General features: G+C 72.1%; 17 protein-coding genes. 9 read left to right on the forward strand and 8 right to left on the reverse strand.

Annotation, left to right across the window (positions count from 1 at the left end; all coding sequences use genetic code 11):
- Positions 1-199 precede the first annotated feature (199 nt).
- The 3 genes from ACZ7G3_RS10720 to ACZ7G3_RS10730 all read left to right on the forward strand — a co-directional run bounded on the left by ACZ7G3_RS10720 (position 200) and on the right by ACZ7G3_RS10730 (position 2,891).
- A complete protein-coding gene (locus tag ACZ7G3_RS10720; protein ID WP_470924731.1) occupies positions 200-1,618 on the forward strand; it encodes an amidohydrolase in 1,419 nt (472 codons plus the stop codon).
- A 242-nt stretch (positions 1,619-1,860) separates the two neighbouring features.
- Positions 1,861-2,550: a DUF899 domain-containing protein gene (locus ACZ7G3_RS10725; RefSeq protein ID WP_426598293.1), complete on the forward strand. Its 690-nt coding sequence runs from the start codon at positions 1,861-1,863 to the stop codon at positions 2,548-2,550.
- A 158-nt stretch (positions 2,551-2,708) separates the two neighbouring features.
- Entirely contained in the window at positions 2,709-2,891 is a 183-nt protein-coding gene (locus ACZ7G3_RS10730) for a hypothetical protein (RefSeq protein WP_426598453.1), read from the forward strand.
- Positions 2,892-2,905: 14 nt separating this feature from the next.
- Here ACZ7G3_RS10730 and ACZ7G3_RS10735 read toward each other — a convergent pair whose 3' ends face one another.
- Positions 2,906-3,358, reverse strand: coding sequence for a hypothetical protein (locus tag ACZ7G3_RS10735; protein WP_426598292.1), 453 nt, complete (start codon positions 3,356-3,358; stop codon positions 2,906-2,908).
- Positions 3,349-3,990, reverse strand: coding sequence for an ATP-binding protein (locus tag ACZ7G3_RS10740; RefSeq protein ID WP_470924734.1), 642 nt, complete (start codon positions 3,988-3,990; stop codon positions 3,349-3,351). The genes ACZ7G3_RS10735 and ACZ7G3_RS10740 overlap by 10 nt, the downstream gene beginning before the upstream one ends.
- Before the next feature lie 225 nt (positions 3,991-4,215).
- Here ACZ7G3_RS10740 and ACZ7G3_RS10745 point away from each other — a divergent pair, with 225 nt between their 5' ends.
- The 3 genes from ACZ7G3_RS10745 (at position 4,216) to ACZ7G3_RS10755 (ending at position 6,382) form a co-directional block, all read left to right on the forward strand.
- Positions 4,216-5,076 (forward strand): helix-turn-helix domain-containing protein, encoded by an 861-nt coding sequence (locus ACZ7G3_RS10745; protein WP_426598290.1) that lies wholly within the window; start codon positions 4,216-4,218, stop codon positions 5,074-5,076.
- A complete protein-coding gene (locus tag ACZ7G3_RS10750) occupies positions 5,077-5,397 on the forward strand; it encodes a DUF397 domain-containing protein (protein ID WP_470924736.1) in 321 nt (106 codons plus the stop codon).
- Positions 5,398-5,578: 181 nt separating this feature from the next.
- Complete coding sequence (locus tag ACZ7G3_RS10755) at positions 5,579-6,382, forward strand: SAM-dependent methyltransferase (protein WP_470924737.1); 804 nt, start codon at positions 5,579-5,581, stop codon at positions 6,380-6,382.
- A 182-nt stretch (positions 6,383-6,564) separates the two neighbouring features.
- Here the strand turns inward: ACZ7G3_RS10755 and ACZ7G3_RS10760 are convergent, their stop codons facing one another.
- Both ACZ7G3_RS10760 and ACZ7G3_RS10765 read right to left on the reverse strand, forming a co-directional pair.
- Positions 6,565-8,055, reverse strand: a complete 1,491-nt coding sequence (locus tag ACZ7G3_RS10760; RefSeq protein WP_470924739.1) for a glutamate synthase subunit beta — start codon at positions 8,053-8,055, stop codon at positions 6,565-6,567.
- Between the two features lie 215 nt (positions 8,056-8,270).
- Positions 8,271-8,747 (reverse strand): anthrone oxygenase family protein, encoded by a 477-nt coding sequence (locus ACZ7G3_RS10765; protein WP_470924741.1) that lies wholly within the window; start codon positions 8,745-8,747, stop codon positions 8,271-8,273.
- Between the two features lie 163 nt (positions 8,748-8,910).
- On the opposite strand from ACZ7G3_RS10765, the gene ACZ7G3_RS10770 reads away from it, so the two are divergent.
- Positions 8,911-9,543: a nucleoside/nucleotide kinase family protein gene (locus ACZ7G3_RS10770; RefSeq protein WP_470924743.1), complete on the forward strand. Its 633-nt coding sequence runs from the start codon at positions 8,911-8,913 to the stop codon at positions 9,541-9,543.
- 269 nt (positions 9,544-9,812) lie between these two features.
- Here the strand turns inward: ACZ7G3_RS10770 and ACZ7G3_RS10775 are convergent, their stop codons facing one another.
- Positions 9,813-10,940: a magnesium and cobalt transport protein CorA gene (locus ACZ7G3_RS10775; protein ID WP_470924745.1), complete on the reverse strand. Its 1,128-nt coding sequence runs from the start codon at positions 10,938-10,940 to the stop codon at positions 9,813-9,815.
- A 339-nt stretch (positions 10,941-11,279) separates the two neighbouring features.
- Here ACZ7G3_RS10775 and ACZ7G3_RS10780 point away from each other — a divergent pair, with 339 nt between their 5' ends.
- Positions 11,280-12,074: a methyltransferase domain-containing protein gene (locus ACZ7G3_RS10780; protein ID WP_426598282.1), complete on the forward strand. Its 795-nt coding sequence runs from the start codon at positions 11,280-11,282 to the stop codon at positions 12,072-12,074.
- A 180-nt stretch (positions 12,075-12,254) separates the two neighbouring features.
- Here ACZ7G3_RS10780 and ACZ7G3_RS10785 read toward each other — a convergent pair whose 3' ends face one another.
- A complete protein-coding gene (locus ACZ7G3_RS10785; protein ID WP_470924746.1) occupies positions 12,255-13,184 on the reverse strand; it encodes a carbohydrate kinase family protein in 930 nt (309 codons plus the stop codon).
- A complete protein-coding gene (locus ACZ7G3_RS10790) occupies positions 13,169-14,077 on the reverse strand; it encodes a pseudouridine-5'-phosphate glycosidase (RefSeq protein ID WP_470924747.1) in 909 nt (302 codons plus the stop codon). The genes ACZ7G3_RS10785 and ACZ7G3_RS10790 overlap by 16 nt, the downstream gene beginning before the upstream one ends.
- A gap of 121 nt (positions 14,078-14,198) precedes the next feature.
- Here ACZ7G3_RS10790 and ACZ7G3_RS10795 point away from each other — a divergent pair, with 121 nt between their 5' ends.
- On the forward strand, positions 14,199-14,627 hold the full coding sequence (locus ACZ7G3_RS10795; protein ID WP_426598279.1) for a VOC family protein: 429 nt from the start codon (positions 14,199-14,201) through the stop codon (positions 14,625-14,627).
- 57 nt (positions 14,628-14,684) lie between these two features.
- On the opposite strand, the gene ACZ7G3_RS10800 is transcribed toward ACZ7G3_RS10795, so the two are convergent.
- The gene (locus ACZ7G3_RS10800) at positions 14,685-15,239 is read right to left on the reverse strand and encodes a methylated-DNA--[protein]-cysteine S-methyltransferase (RefSeq protein WP_426598278.1); all 555 of its coding nucleotides are present in this window, start codon (positions 15,237-15,239) and stop codon (positions 14,685-14,687) included.
- Between the last annotated feature and the right edge of the window lie 67 nt (positions 15,240-15,306).

The following is a 15,306-nucleotide window of genomic DNA, read 5'->3' on the forward strand; positions in this document are numbered from 1 at the left end:
CACTCCACGCGAGTCGTCGGCCCTCGTCGAGAAGGTGCTGTCGGATGTGACACCCCGGCCCGGGCGCCGACCGTGCGGAGCCGCCGCGCGGAGCAGCCGCTCCGGCCCCCGCGTCACGGCTCACCGTCACACCACCCGGACCCGCCCGTTCTTCCCGCGCCTCGCAAACCGACCGCACGCCGGACCGTACGTTGACGGGATGACGCCTTCTTCCCATGAGAAGCCGAAGCCCACAGATCTCCATGAGGAGCGGAAGCCCGCTGGTTCCCGTGAGCAGCCCGCCGACCTGGTGATCACCGGCTGTACCGTCCTCGTCCACGACGACCGGGAACGGATCGGCTTCGAGGAGGACGCGGCCGTCGTCGTACGGGACGGAGTCGTCGATTCCGTGACGACGGCCGCCGCCGTGGCCGGCCTCCCCGCCGCCGACCGCATCGACGCACGCGGCCAGGTCGCCCTCCCCGGTCTGATCAACTGCCACACGCACGCTCCGATGGTCGCCCTGCGCGGACTCGCCGAGGACCTGCCCACCGAGGAGTGGTTCAACGATGTCGTCTGGCCCGTCGAGTCCAACCTCACCGAACGCGACGTGGAGCTGGGCGCCCGGCTCGCCTGCGCCGAGATGATCCGCGCGGGCGTGACGACGTTCGCGGACCACTACTTCGCCATGGACGCGGTTGCCACCGTGGTCGCCGAGTGCGGGATGCGGGCGCTGCTGGGGCAGGCGTACTTCTCCACCCAGGGGCCGGAAGGGATGGAGGCGTCGCTGGAGTTCGCCGTGCGGCACCGGGGCGCCGCGGACGGCCGGATCACGACCGCCCTCGCCCCGCACGCCCCCTACACGGTGACCGACACCGACCTCGCCGCCACCGCGGAACTCGCCCGCGACCACGGCCTGTCCGTGCACCTCCACGCCGCCGAGAACCGCGACCAGACCGAGACCAGCCTCGCCCGGCACGGCGTCACCCCGATTCAGGTCCTGGAGCGCACCGGCATCCTCGACACCGACGTGCTCATCGCGCACGGCACCGGCATCGTCGAGACCGATCTGCCGCTCCTCGCGCGCGCGGAAGGGCGTACGGCCGTGGCGACCGCGCCCCGCGGGTACCTCAAGTTCGCCTGGCCCACCACCACACCGGTACGCGCCCTGCGCGACATCGGCGTGCCCGTGGGACTCGCCACGGACGGCGCCGCCTCCAACAACTCCCTCGACGTGTGGGAGTCGATGGCGCTCACGTCCCTGATCCAGAAGTCCACCGAGGGCGACCCGCGGTGGCTGACCTCCCGCCAGGCACTGCACCACGCCACGCTGCAGAGCGCCGACGCGGTCGGGCTCGGTGACACCGTCGGCCGCATCGCACCGGGGCGGCGGGCCGACCTCGTGCTCGTCGACCTCACCGGGCCGCACACCCAGCCCGTGCACGACCTCGCCGCCACCCTCGTGCACAGCGCGCGGTCCGCGGACGTGCGCACGACGATCGTCGACGGGCGCGTCCTCATGCGGGACCGCCGGCTGCTGACCCTCGACGTCCCCGCGGTGGTCCGGGAACTGGGGGAGCGGCTGCCCGCCCTGACCGAGCGCGGCCACGGACGGCGCGTCCAGGAGTACGACACCTGAGCTCCGTACGACACCTGAGCTCGTGCGGGACTTGAACCGTGCGGGACTTGAACCGTGCGGGACTTGATCCGGTCGGGACTTCATCCGTACGGAACTGAATGCCGTACGGAACTGAACACCGAGGTCAGCGGCTTCCCCCCGCCCACCCGAAAAGAATCTTGCCGAGCCGCGATGAGTTCTGCCCCGCCCGTCGGTCACCACCCCGACGGACCGTTGCGTAACGCACAGGAGGAGCTGGATCCATGTCGCTGCCGGAGATCGTCACCCGCGCGGACTGGCGCGCGGCGCGCGAGGCCTTACTGGTCAAGGAGAAGGCGGCCACCCGCGCGCGTGACGCGCTCAACGCCGAGCGTCGCGGGCTGCCCATGGTGGAGGTCGACAAGGAGTACGTGTTCGAGGGCGGCGACGGCAAGGGCACGCTGCTCGACCTCTTCGAGGGGCGCGACCAGCTTGTCGTTTACCACTTCATGTTCGCGCCCGAGTGGGACGCCGGCTGCCGCAGCTGCTCGGCGTTCCTGGACCAGATAGGGCACCTCGCGCACCTGAGGGCCCGCGGTACGACGTTCGCGGCCGTCTCCCGGGCGCCGTACCCGAGGATCCTGCCGTTCAAGGCACGGATGGGCTGGACGCTGCCCTGGTACTCGTCCTACGTCAGCGACTTCAACACCGACTTCGAGGTGACCCTCGAACACGAGGGCGAGCTCGTCGAGCGGCCCGGCCTCAGCTGCTTCCTGCGCGACCGCGACCGGGTCTTCCACACCTACTCGACGTACGAGCGCGGCCTCGACGGCCTCGGCTCGACCACCAGCCTGCTCGACCTGACCGCGCTCGGCAGGCAGGAGCAGTGGGAGAAACCCGAGGGGCGCGCCTCGGCCCTCGGCGCGCCCGCGGGAAGCGAGAGAGTCCGCTACCACGACGAGTACGAGGACTGAGACGCACCGTAGCGAAAGGGCCCGAACGGCTGAGGTGCCTCTCACACTTTGCGGTGAACGAGTGTCAACTACGTCTCAGTACCGTCACCGCGCGAGGCGTTCGCTCCATGGTTGGCGTTTAACTCTACGAGTACAGCGCTACATGGAGGTGCGGGGTGGTGAACGGGCGAACGGTGCTCGAGCGCTTTCCCGCCGGCGGACCGCGAGGATCCTGGCCGGCGGAGGAGTTCGCGAACGCGCGACGTCTGGAGGGCCTGCCCGCCGAGGTCGTCATGGACCTCGCCACGGACATGTTCCTGGTCATCGTCCGCGGTGACGCCGCAGGCGGCTCGCCCGTCTGAGCGTGCGGCGGCGCCTACGCGCTCACCGGCCGTGACCATGTGGGCGTCGTGTTCGTCACCCGGCACAGGGCGAGGTAGAGCGGTATGGGCGGGGTGTAGGGGACCGTGCCGTCGGGGCGATGGATGAGGCCGGGAACGTCCGGTGCGTCGGGAACGACCGCGCCGGTGGCGTACCGCGCGGGAACGGGCCACTCCAGGGCGTAGTCGGAGTCGGACGGGACGATCCACCACCAGTGCGCGTCGTCGGCGTAGACGCAGCCCACGCGCGGCAGCCGAGGGAGCACCAGAGGGCCGAAGCGGGCGGGCACCGTCACGGCGTCGCAGCCCAGCGGAGCCGTCATGCCGTCCGGCACGGGCAGCCGCCGGGGAGTCCCGGAGAGCGCCCCGGGGGCGTCCAGCCCGCGCTGGAGGCGGACCAGGGTGTCCAGGCCGAGCGGACGCACACCGGACGCGGCCCTCATAGCCATTCGGTCTCCGTCCCGCGGTGCGCCCGGAGGTGGCGTCCCTCCGCCTCGCCGTCGTCACCCGTGCCGCCGGCGGGGCCGGGTTTCGGGCGGGCGCCCCAGCCCAGGTCGTTGTGGGGCTCCAACGGATCGCGCGGCCCGTCGGCCCGGCGTGGCAGCTCGGCCCAGACCAGCAGTCCGGGGCCGTGCTCCTGGGCGCCCCAGGCGTCGCACAGGGCGTCGACGAGAAGCAGCCCCCTGCCGTGCTCGTCCTCGGGCTGCTGATCGGCCGACGGGTGGGGCTGACCGGGGGCGCAGCCCTCGTCGCGTACGGCTATGCGGACCAGCTCGGCGCCGTCGTGCAACTCGCACACTATGTGTCTGCTCGCGGTGTGCACGATCGCGTTGGTCACCAGCTCGGAGACCACCAGGGCCGCGGTGTCGCAGGTGTCCTCACACACCGACCAGCCGTTCAACCGGGCGCGCGTCAGGCGTCTGGCCTGCGCGGCAGAGCCCGGATGGGCGGCCAGCTCGAAGCGGAACCGGCGCTCGGCGGCGGCGGCCCCCGAAGTGCCGGCTCCCATGGCGGCACCGAGGCCCAGGGAGCCCGCGGCGGCGTCTGTTCCTAAGGGCGCGGACGGAATCACGCTTGCCACTATCGCCCCGGCGGGAACACTTGGCAAGTGTCACTCTGAAAAATGCAGAGTGCTGTGTGACGGTCTGGACGGTCGTGGCACACTGCTCGCAACAGCACGTCGAGCGGCGCCACTTCGGATCACCGAGAGCCCGACCGGACTATCGAACGGATCTTCGAATGGCGCCGCCGGGCTGTCCGCACATGGACGCGCGGGACTCTTTCGGGACTCTTCAGGAGGTGGGCGGTGAGCGAGCCGCGGTCCGCGCCGACGGTCGGTCAGGTTGTCCTCGGCAGGCGCCTGTTGGACCTGAGGGAACGAGCCGGCCTCAAACGCGAGGAAGCCGCGCGCATCCTGCGCGTCGCCCCCGCCACGGTCCGCCGGATGGAGATGGCCGAGGTCGCCCTCAAGATCCCCTACCTCCAACTCCTGCTGAAGGCCTACGGCATCGGCGACGAGGAGGCCGACGCCTTCGTCCAGCTGGCCGAGGACGCCAACAAGCCCGGATGGTGGCAGCGCTTCCACGACATCCTGCCGGGCTGGTTCTCCATGTACGTCAGCCTGGAGGGCGCGGCCTCCCTCATCCGTTCCTACGAGCCCCACTTCGTCCCCGGAGTGCTGCAGACCGAGGACTACGCGCGCGGGGTGCTCCGCTCGGGAGCCATCGGGCAGACCCGGCCCGACGACATCGAACGCCACGTCGACCTGCGCATGCGGCGCCAGGAACTGCTCACCCGTGAGGACGCGCCCAGGCTGTGGGTCGTGATGGACGAGACCGCGCTGCGCCGCCCCGTCGGGGGCCCCGAGGTGATGCGCGCCCAGATCGACAGACTGCTGGAGGCCACGAAGCTGCCCAATGTGACGCTGCAGGTCGCCCCGTTCTCCAACGGGCCGCACCCGGGCACGTACGGGCCCTTCGTGCTCTTCCGATTCGCCATGCCGGAGCTGCCGGACATGGTCTACAGCGAGTACCTGACCGGCGCCGTCTACCTCGACGCGCGCGCCGAGGTGGCGACCCATCTCGAGGTCATGGACCGCATGGCGGCGCAGGCCGCCACGGCACATCGCACGAAGGAGATCCTCCGGGATCTCCGCAAGGAGCTGTGAATGAATCGCATCAAACCCCAGCGCTCGCCGCGGACCCGCAGCGAGCGGATCCGCCACGAGGGGATCTTCGGCGAAGGGACCCACAGCGAAGGGATCTACAACGGCATGCCCGCCCGCGAGCTGGGCAGCGAGGGCTGGCACAAGCCGTGGAGCGGCGGAAACGGGGGCAACTGCCTGGAGGCGATGAAGCTCGCCGACGGCCGGATCGCCGTACGGCAGTCGACCGACCCCGACGGGCCGGCGCTGATCTACACCTCCGCCGAGATGACGGCCTTCATCGAGGGAGCGAAGGCGGGAGAGGCGGACTTTCTGCTGGCCTGAAACGCACGCTCTGTTGATGTTTGCTTCCTAAACTGTTTGGCACTGAGTTGATCACCCGCCGTCACCACCCGCCGCCGTCGCCCGCGACCGTCATCCGTAGCCGACGCCCTTCGCCGTCACCCTTCGCCGTCAGCGTTCTCGTCACCGTTCGCCAGGAAAACCCAACACCTTGGAGCTCGTCATGACCGGGCAGCACCGCGCCGAGATCGACACGAGTAGGCCGCACCCCGCACGGATGTACGACTGGTATCTCGGCGGCAAGGACAACTACCCGGTCGACGAGGCGATGGGCCGGCAGATGCTCACCCTCGACCCGAGGGTGCCGGTGATGGCCAGGGTGAACCGCGCCTTCATGCACCGGGCCACCCGCTGGCTCACCGGTCAGGGCATACGGCAGTTCCTGGACGTCGGAACCGGTATCCCCACCGAACCCAACCTCCATCAGGTCGCCCAGGAGACCGCGTCCGACGCCCGCGTCGTCTACTGCGACAACGACCCCATCGTGCTGGCCCACGCGGCGGCCCTGCTGCGCGGCACGCCCGACGGGGCGACCGAGTACCTCCAGGCCGATGTCCGGGATCCGGACGCCATCCTGGACGGTGCCAGGAAGATCCTGGACTTCGACCGGCCCATCGCGCTGTCCCTGGTCGCGCTGCTGCACTTCGTCTCCGACGAGGACGGCGCGCACGACCTGGTCGGCCGGCTGCTGTCGGCGCTGCCTTCCGGAAGTCACCTGGTGATGACCCACGCGACGGCCGACTTCACGCCCGAGGAGTCGCGGGCGGCCACCGAGAAGCTCAGCGCCGCCGGTGTCACCCTGGCCCTGCGCTCACGCGATGAGTTCGCCCGCTTCTTCGCCGGCCTCGACCTGGTCGATCCCGGCGTCGCGGTGCCCCATCTGTGGCACCCGGAACTGGGCGAGCCGGTTGCCGGGCAGGAGGACGGGGTCATCCCGGGGTACGGGGCAGTGGGCCGTAAACCGTGATCCGCGGGCTGTGATCCGCGGGCTTCGCGACCCGCAGGTGGTGACCCGCAGGCTGTGACCCAGGGGGGACCCCGCAGGTTGTGAGCGGCAGGTGGTGACCCGGGCAGGCTGTGTCCCCGCTGACCGGCCCGTGGAGGAGCGGTGGGTGTGCTTGATCGGCCCGTGCGGGAGCGGCGGCGTGCTCAAACCGTCATCGGCCGGTCGTACGGGCCGACCGGTGCCGGCAGCCGTGTGCTGCCGCCGGACAGGTGACGGTCGACGGCCGCCGCCACCGCCCGCCCCTCCGCGATCGCCCACACGACGAGCGACGGCCCGCGTGCCGCGTCCCCCGCGGCGAACCAGCCCGGGACATTGGTCGCGAAGCCCGGGTCCCGGGCGATCGTGCCACGGGGCTCCAGCGCCAGCCCCAGTTGGTCGATGAGCCCGTCGTCACGGTCGGGCCCCGAGAAGCCGAGGGCGAGGAGGACGAGGTCGGCCGGGAGCGACCTCTCGGTGCCGGGCAGCGGACGGCGCCCGGCGTCCACTCCGACCAGGTGCAGCGACCGCACGTGCCTCTCCGCGTCACCGGTGAAACGGAGCGTGTTCGCCGCGAACAGTCGTGCGTCCGCGTCCGCCGCCGGCGCGGACCGCAGTTCACGTGCCTCCTCGTGCGCTGCCGACAGCCGGTACAGCCGCGGGTACGTCGGCCAGGGCTCGGCCGCCTCGTCGCGCTCCGAACCCGGCTGCGCGTAGATGTCCAGCTGGGTCACGGACGCGGCCCCCTCCCGGACCGCGGTACCGAGGCAGTCGGCCCCCGTGTCACCGCCGCCGACGATGACGACGTGCCTCCCGGCGGCGGACAGCGGGGAGCGCTCCAGATCCCCCTCGCACACCCGGTTCGCCAGCGGCAGGTACTCCATCGCCTGATGGATACCGGCCAGCTCCCGACCGGGCACGGTCAGCTCGCGCCACGTCGTCGCCCCGGTGGCGATCACCACCGCGTCGTAGCGGGCCCGCAGTTCGCCGGCGGGGACGTCCCGCCCGACCGCCGTCGACGTACGGAACCTCGTCCCCTCGGCCCGCATCTGGTCGACGCGCCGATCCAGGTGCCGCTTCTCCATCTTGAACTCGGGGATGCCGTACCGCAGCAGCCCACCGATCCGGTCGTCCCGCTCGTAGACGGCGACCGTGTGCCCGGCCCGGGTCAGCTGCTGCGCCGCCGCGAGCCCGGTGGGCCCCGACCCGATCACCGCCACCGTCCGCCCGGACAGCCGGTCCGGCGGGCGCGGCGGTGCGAAGCCCTCCTCCCAGGCTTTGTCGGCGATCGCACACTCGACGTTCTTGATGGTGACGGCGGGCTGGTTGATGGCGAGCACACAGCCCGCCTCGCACGGTGCCGGGCACAACCGGCCGGTGAACTCGGGGAAGTTGTTCGTGGCGTGCAGCCGCTCGCTCGCCGCCCGCCAGTCCGACCGGGTGACCAGGTCATTCCACTCCGGGATCAGATTGCCGAGCGGACAGGCGTCGTGGCAGAAGGGGATGCCGCAGTCCATGCAGCGACCGGCCTGCGCGCCGATGACCGGCAGCAGCGCCCCAGGGACGTACACCTCGTCCCAGTCCCGGGCGCGCTCCCCCGCCGGCCTGCGGGGCCACTCCTCGCGGGGCGTGGTCAGGAAACCCTTGGGATCGGCCATGGCCGTCTTCCTTGCGTGCGGGGTGGCCGGCCGTACGTCGCGGGCGGCGCCCTTCGGGCCCACGATACGTGCCGCCCGCCCCGAGCGCAGAGCACCGGACGGCGCCTTGGCCCCCGTGCTCCGGGCTGCGGCGCCGCCCCCGCGTGGGCAGGAACCAGTGGCTGCCGGCCGCCTCGCCCGGGGCGGCGCCCCGGAGTGGGGTGGCGTCCGCCGGCTCAGGCGAGGGCCAGCACGTAGGCCACCGCCGCCGCGGCCGAGGCAGCCGTGCGGACGTGGTTCCACGCCGTCCACTCGCGTACGTACGAAGGCCACCGGGCGGCCGCCTCCGCGGTGCCCGGCTCCAGCTCGAGCAGTGCGGAGTTGCGCGGCACGTTGGCGGCCGCGGTCACCCCGAACGATCCGAAGAGGAACAGCGCACTGCCCAGCAACTCCACCGCGGCCCCGTCGGGCCACAGCACGAACGTCACCACGGCGATCACCGCGGTCAGCGCCGCCGTCCCGAGGAACATGAGCATGAAGGCGGGCCGCACCGCGGCCGTGTTGATCGCGTTCATCGCGGCGACCCCCTGCGCGGGCGGCAGCGCCGCGAGCCCCCGCATGACGAACGTCGAGAACGCGCAGAAGGCGCCGGCCGTCAGACCGGTCCCGAGCACACCCAGCACCGTCAGCACGAAGTACGGTCCGTCGATCATGTCCTGTCAGCTCCCACCCGTCGAGTCGATGCCCGCTCGGCACCGACGGCCGTCGACCACCGCAAGTCAACATCCGTACGGGCACGGTGACCATGGCCGGTCGGCGCGAGCGCATACGCAGGCGTCCAGGCGGGTGGACCGGCGGCTGACGCATGATGGGCGGGTGCGACTGCAAGCGATCACCTGGGACAGGCTCGGCGACCTGCTCGCCGGGCGCCTGCTCGACCTCCGACCCGCCGACGGCAGCGCCTGGCCGCGCGTCGCCTTCGACGGCGCCCCGGCCGCCCGCCCCGGCGACCTCGCCGACCGGGTCTCCGAGGCGCTGCGCGTTCGCGGCAGGCCCTCCCTCACCGTCGGGACGGAGGGCTTCCTGCGTCCCGCCTCCCTCCGTCTCGAGTACGGGCATCAGGACGTCGAGTCCTACTACAACGGCTGGCACGACACCGGCACCCTGTGGCGCGAGGTCTTCGACCCCCTCGGACCCGGCGGCGACGGGCGGGTCCTGCCCGACTTGTGGGACCCGGTCACCGACCGGGCCACCCGCAGCCCCTACGTCCGTCTCCCGCCCGGCGGTGCGCTGCTGCTGCACGGCCCCTTCCTGCTGCGCCACTGGTTCCCCCTGGATCTGAGCATCCACCTCGCCCTCGGCCCCGGCGCACTGCGTCGCCGCACCCCCGAGGCCGAGCACTGGACCCTGCCCGCCTTCGAGCGCTACGAGGAGGAGACCGATCCCTCCGGTGCCGCCGACGTCCTGGTGCGCGCCGACGATCCGCGGCACCCCGCGTGGAACGGCTGACGGGCCGCGCGGGCGGCTGACTCTCCCGGCCCTTCCACACGCGTGCGCATGCGACTTCCCAGTCGCCTTGACGGTCTCCTCCGACGGTGGGTCCATGCCGCCCACGCCGGTGATGCCCGCACTTCGCGGTCTGCTTCGGCGGTTCTCCGGGAGCCGGGCGCGTCGACCCGTCCGCGGAGACGGGCGGCGAGGCCCGCCCGGCCTTCGTGTCGTGCCGCGCAGGGCGTGGGCATCTCGGCATCTCCGTCTGAACGGCTCGGGCCGTCGCGTCAGAGCCAGCCGTTGCGCCGGAAGCCCCGGTGCAGAGCCAGGCAGGACACGGCTATCACGCCTATGACCAGGCCGTAGCCGTACCGCCAGCGCAGTTCCGGCATGTGGTCGAAGTTCATGCCGTACATCCCGCAGACCATCGTGGGCACGGCGACGATCGCGGCCCAGGCGGTGATCTTCCGCATGTCCTCGTTCTGCGCCACCGTCACGCGGGCGAGGTGGGCCTGGAGAATGGAGTTGAGCAGCTCGTCGAACGCCGCGAGCTGCTCGGTGGCACGCAGCAGATGGTCGGCGACGTCGCGGAAGTAGGCCTGTATCTCCGGCTCGACCACCCGGGCCGGCCGTGTGGCCAGCTCTTCCAGCGGCCGGCCGAGCGGCACCACGGCCCGCCTCAGTTCGAGGAGTTCACGCTTGAGCTGGTAGATCCGCCCTGGATCGACCCGTGCGCCGTGCTCCGCGAACACCTCCGTCTCGACATGGTCGATGTCCGCCTGGACCGCTTCGATGACGCTCAGGAAGTCGTCCACCACGTGGTCCGCGATCGCGTGCAGCACGGCCGACGGCCCCTTGACGAGCTGGGCGGGGTCCGACTCCAGCCCCTCCCGCAGCGGTCCCAGTGAGCCGTGCCGCCCGTGCCGCACGGTGATCACGAAGTCCTGGCCGACGAACACCATGATCTCGCCGGTGCTCACCACCTCGCTCGTGGCCGTGAGTTCCTCGTGCTCCACGTAGCAAACCGTCTTGAACACGGCGAAGAGCGTGTCGCCGTACCGCTCCACCTTCGGGCGCTGATGGGCCTCGATCGCGTCCTCGACCGCCAGCGGGTGCAGGTCGAAGAGCTCCGCGACGCCCGCGAACTCCTGGTCCGTCGGCTCATGCAGGCCGAGCCAGACGAAACCGGTTCCCCGCTCCCGCATCCGCTTCACCACGTCGACCGGATCGCCGCCCTCCGGAGTGCGGACACCGTCCCGGTAGGTCACGCAGTTCACCACCGAGGAGCCCAGTGGGGAGCGGGCGGGGTGGCTCAGGTCCACGCGCGGGCGCCGTCGGGCCAGCCTTGCCACCTTGCGGAGGCCGCCGGCCTTTCCCAGGCCCGTGACCCTCCGTAGGTTCCCTGCCATCGTCATCCGTGTCTCCCCGCGTGGGTCCCCTCGCGCCGTGCTTCCCGCGCCTTCGCGCCAGTCTGCCAGGCCTGCTCGAGCGGCGGATCAGCCTGGGGAAATGAGGCGTTCCGCTTTGTTCCCGGCTGTGGACAGGGCGGTTGCGGTGGGACCCGGACCGGGCTCGGGCACGGACCGGGTTCGGCATGGATCGGGTTCGGCATGGACCGGACATGGCGTGGACCGGACACGGCGTGGACACCGGCCGGGCCGGTCACGCCCCCGGCCCGGCCGGTCGCTGCGAGGGGGTGTCGTGCCGGAGCGTCGTCAGCTTGGGACAAGCGGGACAACTGGGATGATCGCCGCATGACGCGAACCGACGGACACCTCCTCGACAACCGGCAGGCCGAGGTGGCGGAGCGCTTCGACGCCTTCGCCGCGCTCTTCGACCCCACGACGTTCCGGTACCTCCAGACGCTCGGTGTCGGACCCGGCTGGCGCTGCTGGGAGGTCGGAGCCGGCGGCACCTCCGTGGTGTCCTGGCTGGCCAAGAGGGTGGGTCCGACCGGCAAGGTCCTCGCGACCGACATCGACACCTCATGGGTCGCTCCGGCCGGCCGGCCTCCGGTCGAAGTCCGCGTGCACGACGTGGGCGCGGAGGAAGCTCCGGGGGAGGGCTTCGACCTGGTGCACGCACGGCTGGTTCTCGTCCATGTCCCGGACCGGGAGCGGGCGTTGCGTTCGATGGTCAAAGCCCTGCGCCCAGGGGGCCGTCTCCTGGTCGAGGACGCCGATCCCGCGCTGCAGCCCCTGCTCTGCCCCGACGAGCACGGTCCCGAGCAGCGACTGGCGAACCGGGTGCGGCACGGCTACCGCCAACTGCTGGCTCACCGCGGTGCCGACCTCTCCTGCGGCCGCCGGCTCCCGCGTCTCCTCCGGGAGGCCGGGCTGCGGCGCGTGGAGGCCGACGCCTACTTCCCGGTCACCTCACCCGCGTGCGCCGTCCTGGAGTCCGCGACGGTCCGTCAGGTCCGCGACCAACTGGTCGGCGCGGGGGTGGCCACGCACGAGGACATCGACCGCCACCTCGCGAACGTCGCGTCCGGCAGCATGGACCTCGTGACGGCTCCGATGATCTCGGCGTGGGGGCGCAAGGCGTAGGGGAGTTGGGGTTTCGGCGCTCCCGGTGCTCCCGGTGCTCCCGTCGCTCCCGGGCCGCTGCCCTTGACCGGCGTGCCGCAGGGCGCGAAAGCAGTCGTTGAGGGTCTGCACCACCGCCGACCACCACCGCCGCCAACCACCACCACCGGCGCCCTCCCATCCGCACTGGCCGACCGGCGGTCAGTCGGTTGCCGTCGGAGGTCTCGCACCCACCCGTTCGACCGCCCTCGCCCCCGCCCGGCACCCCGCGGCCGCCGCCGCCTCGGGCCCCGCGTCCGCGAGCAGCGCGGCGAGGAACGCGCCGGTGAAGGCGTCACCGGCGCCCGTACTGTCCCGCGGCGACGCCGGGGCGGCGGGCACACGCGCGCACACGGCACCGGACCGGGCCACCAAGGCCCCCTCCGCGCCCTGCTTGGCGATCACCAGCGGGACGTGCCGGCTCAGCTTCGCCGCCGCGTCCACGGGGTCGGACAACCCGGTGAGCAGGCACGCCTCGTCACGGCTGGGCAGCAGGACGTCCACTCCCGCGACCAGGTCCAGGAAACGGCCGACGCCCAGCCCGGTGAGGAACCCCGCCGACGCCGGGTCCAGACTGACCGGCACCCCACGCGCGTGAGCCGCGGCCAGCGCGACCTGCGCCAGAGCACGGCTCGGCTCCGAGAACAGGAGGTAGCCCGACAGGTGCAACCGGGCGACGCCGTCGAGCAGGGTGTCCGACCAGTCGCCGGGCCCGGTCCGCAGCGACGCCCCGCTGTCCGTCAGAAACGTCCGCTCGGCCGAGTCACCCGTGTCGACCAGGCAGATCACCGTCCCCGTCGGCGCCACTGGGTCGACGACGAGGAGAGGGCGCACTCCACGGGCCACGAGTTCCCGCTCGTGCCAGGCAGCCGCGTCGGCGCCGACCCGCCCCAGCAGCCGCACGTCACCGCACCCTGCGTACGCGGCCCAGCAGGCCACGTTGGCACCAGCCCCACCGGGCAGTCGGCGGATCGAGGCCGCCGTGTCCGTGCCGGCGGCCAGCGGTCCCCGGTGCCGGGCGACGACGTCGGTGATGACGTCCCCGACGACCAGCAGTGCGGCGCCCGGCCCGGCGGTCACGCCGCGGTCCATGCCGCCGCGACGCGTGCCGCCAGCCGCACGTTCCCCCGCACCGCCGCCAGGTTGGCGCTCAGCGAGGCACCGTCGGTGTGCCGTACCAGGTAGTCGAGCAGGAACGGTGTGACCGCCTGCCCCGTGACCCCCTCCTCCTCGCACGCCTGCAGCGCGTCGGCGAGCACCCGCGCGTGGAGCGCGGGATCGAGCTGCTCCTCCTCCGGGACGGGGTTGGCGACGACGAGCGCGGACCGCGGCCCGCCGAGCGTGTCCTGTGCCCGCATCACCGCGGCCACCTGCTGCGGGGTGTCCAGCGTCCAGTCCACCGCGTGCCCGGAGTCGGACAGGTAGAAGCCGGGGAAGCGGTCCGTACCGTAACCGGCCACCGCGACGCCCAGTGTCTCCAGGCGTTGCAGGGTCGCCGGCACGTCCAGGATGGATTTCACGCCCGCGCAGACGACCGTTATCCGGGTGCGTGCCAACAGGCCGAGGTCGGCCGACTCGTCCTGCGTCACCGTCCACTCCCGGTGCACGCCGCCGAGCCCGCCGGTCGCGAACACCCGTACGCCCGCCTGGGCCGCCAGCTGGGCGGTCGCCGACACGGTGGTCGCTCCGCTCGCTCCGGCGGCCACCGCGAGCGGCAGGTCGCGGTGGCCCAGCTTGCGGATGCCGTCCTCGTTCGCGACCCGCTCCAGTTGTTGCTTGTCCAGGCCGACATGGGGCCGTCCGTCCAGCACGGCGATGGTCGCCGGTACGGCGCCCTCCCGCCGTACCGCCTCTTCCAGCTCCCGCGCCACCAGCAGGTTGCGCGGGCGCGGCAGCCCGTGCGCGATGATCGTCGACTCCAGCGCCACCACGGGGTGACGCGCCTCGACCGCCGCCCGTACCTCTTCCGACACCATCAGCATCACGCGCCTGCCTCCTGTCCGTCGGTCCTCCCTCATCCCTGGCGGGCGGGGCACCGGGCCAAACCCTCGCGGAGGCCCTGCCGGGCTCTTGCGGTGCTCGGGGGAAACCGCGAGGCTGACAGTCATGACGGACAACACGACACGTCTCGACCATGTCGTCCTCTGGGTGCGGGACCCGGTCGCAGCGGCCGACTTCTACGAGAAGACGCTCGGGATGGAGCCCCTGAGAGTGAGCGAGTACGTCGCGGGCAGCGTGAGCTTCCCCTCCGTGCGCCTCAATGAGGAGACCATCTTCGACCTGGCGCCGCACTCCCTGGCAGAGCGCATGCGCGTGGTCCCCGGTGCCGACGGCAGCGCGGGCCACCCCGTCAACCACGTCTGCCTGTCCCTTTCCACGCACGACTTCGACGCACTGCGCAGTCGCCTGGAAGAGCAGGCCATTCCGGTATCGGAGCTGTCGTACGACTCCTACGGTGCCCGTGGCCTGGCCCGGCGCAGCTTCTACTTCGGTGACCCCGACGGCAACATCTTCGAAGCGCGGCACTACGCATAACCCCTGCCCCGCACTCCACATGACCCCTGCCCGGCACCACCCGGGCGGCCGGACCCCTCAGAACAGCGGCTCGGGCAGCACGCCCTCCAGGGCGAGCAACTGCCGCTTGGTGTCCACGCCGCCCCCGAACCCGCCGATGCCGCCGTCTCTCTCGACGACCCGGTGGCACGGCACGACGACCGGCAGCGGGTTGGCCCCCATGGCCATGCCCACCGCCTGTGCGGCGCCCGGCTGGCCGACCCGGTCGGCGAGGTCGCCGTAGCCGACGACCGAGCCGAAGGGGACGCCCGAGGCCAGCTCGCGCAGCACCTGCCGGTTGAAGCCCGAGATCAGCGACCAGTCCAGCGGCAGGTCGAAGTCACGCCGCCTGCCCGCGAAGTAGGCCTCCACCTGCCGTATCGCCTCGGTCAGCAGCGGGGAGCCGGGCGCCTCGACGGGCTCCGAGCCCAGTCGGGCCGCGAGCCTCTCGAGCGCCCGGTCGCGCGCGGCGTCGGTGGCGTGGAACACGACGTTGACCAGGCCGTCGCGGGTGGCGGCCAGCAGCAGCGGACCGATGCCGGTGCCGACGACGGTCCACACGACCTGCTGCTCGTACTGCCCATGGCTCTCCATGCGCCCACGGTACGGGCAGCCACTGACAACGCCGGGGCAGCGGGACAGCGGTGCACGCGGCCGTCCC

Source organism: Streptomyces sp. NPDC037271, from assembly GCF_055603605.1.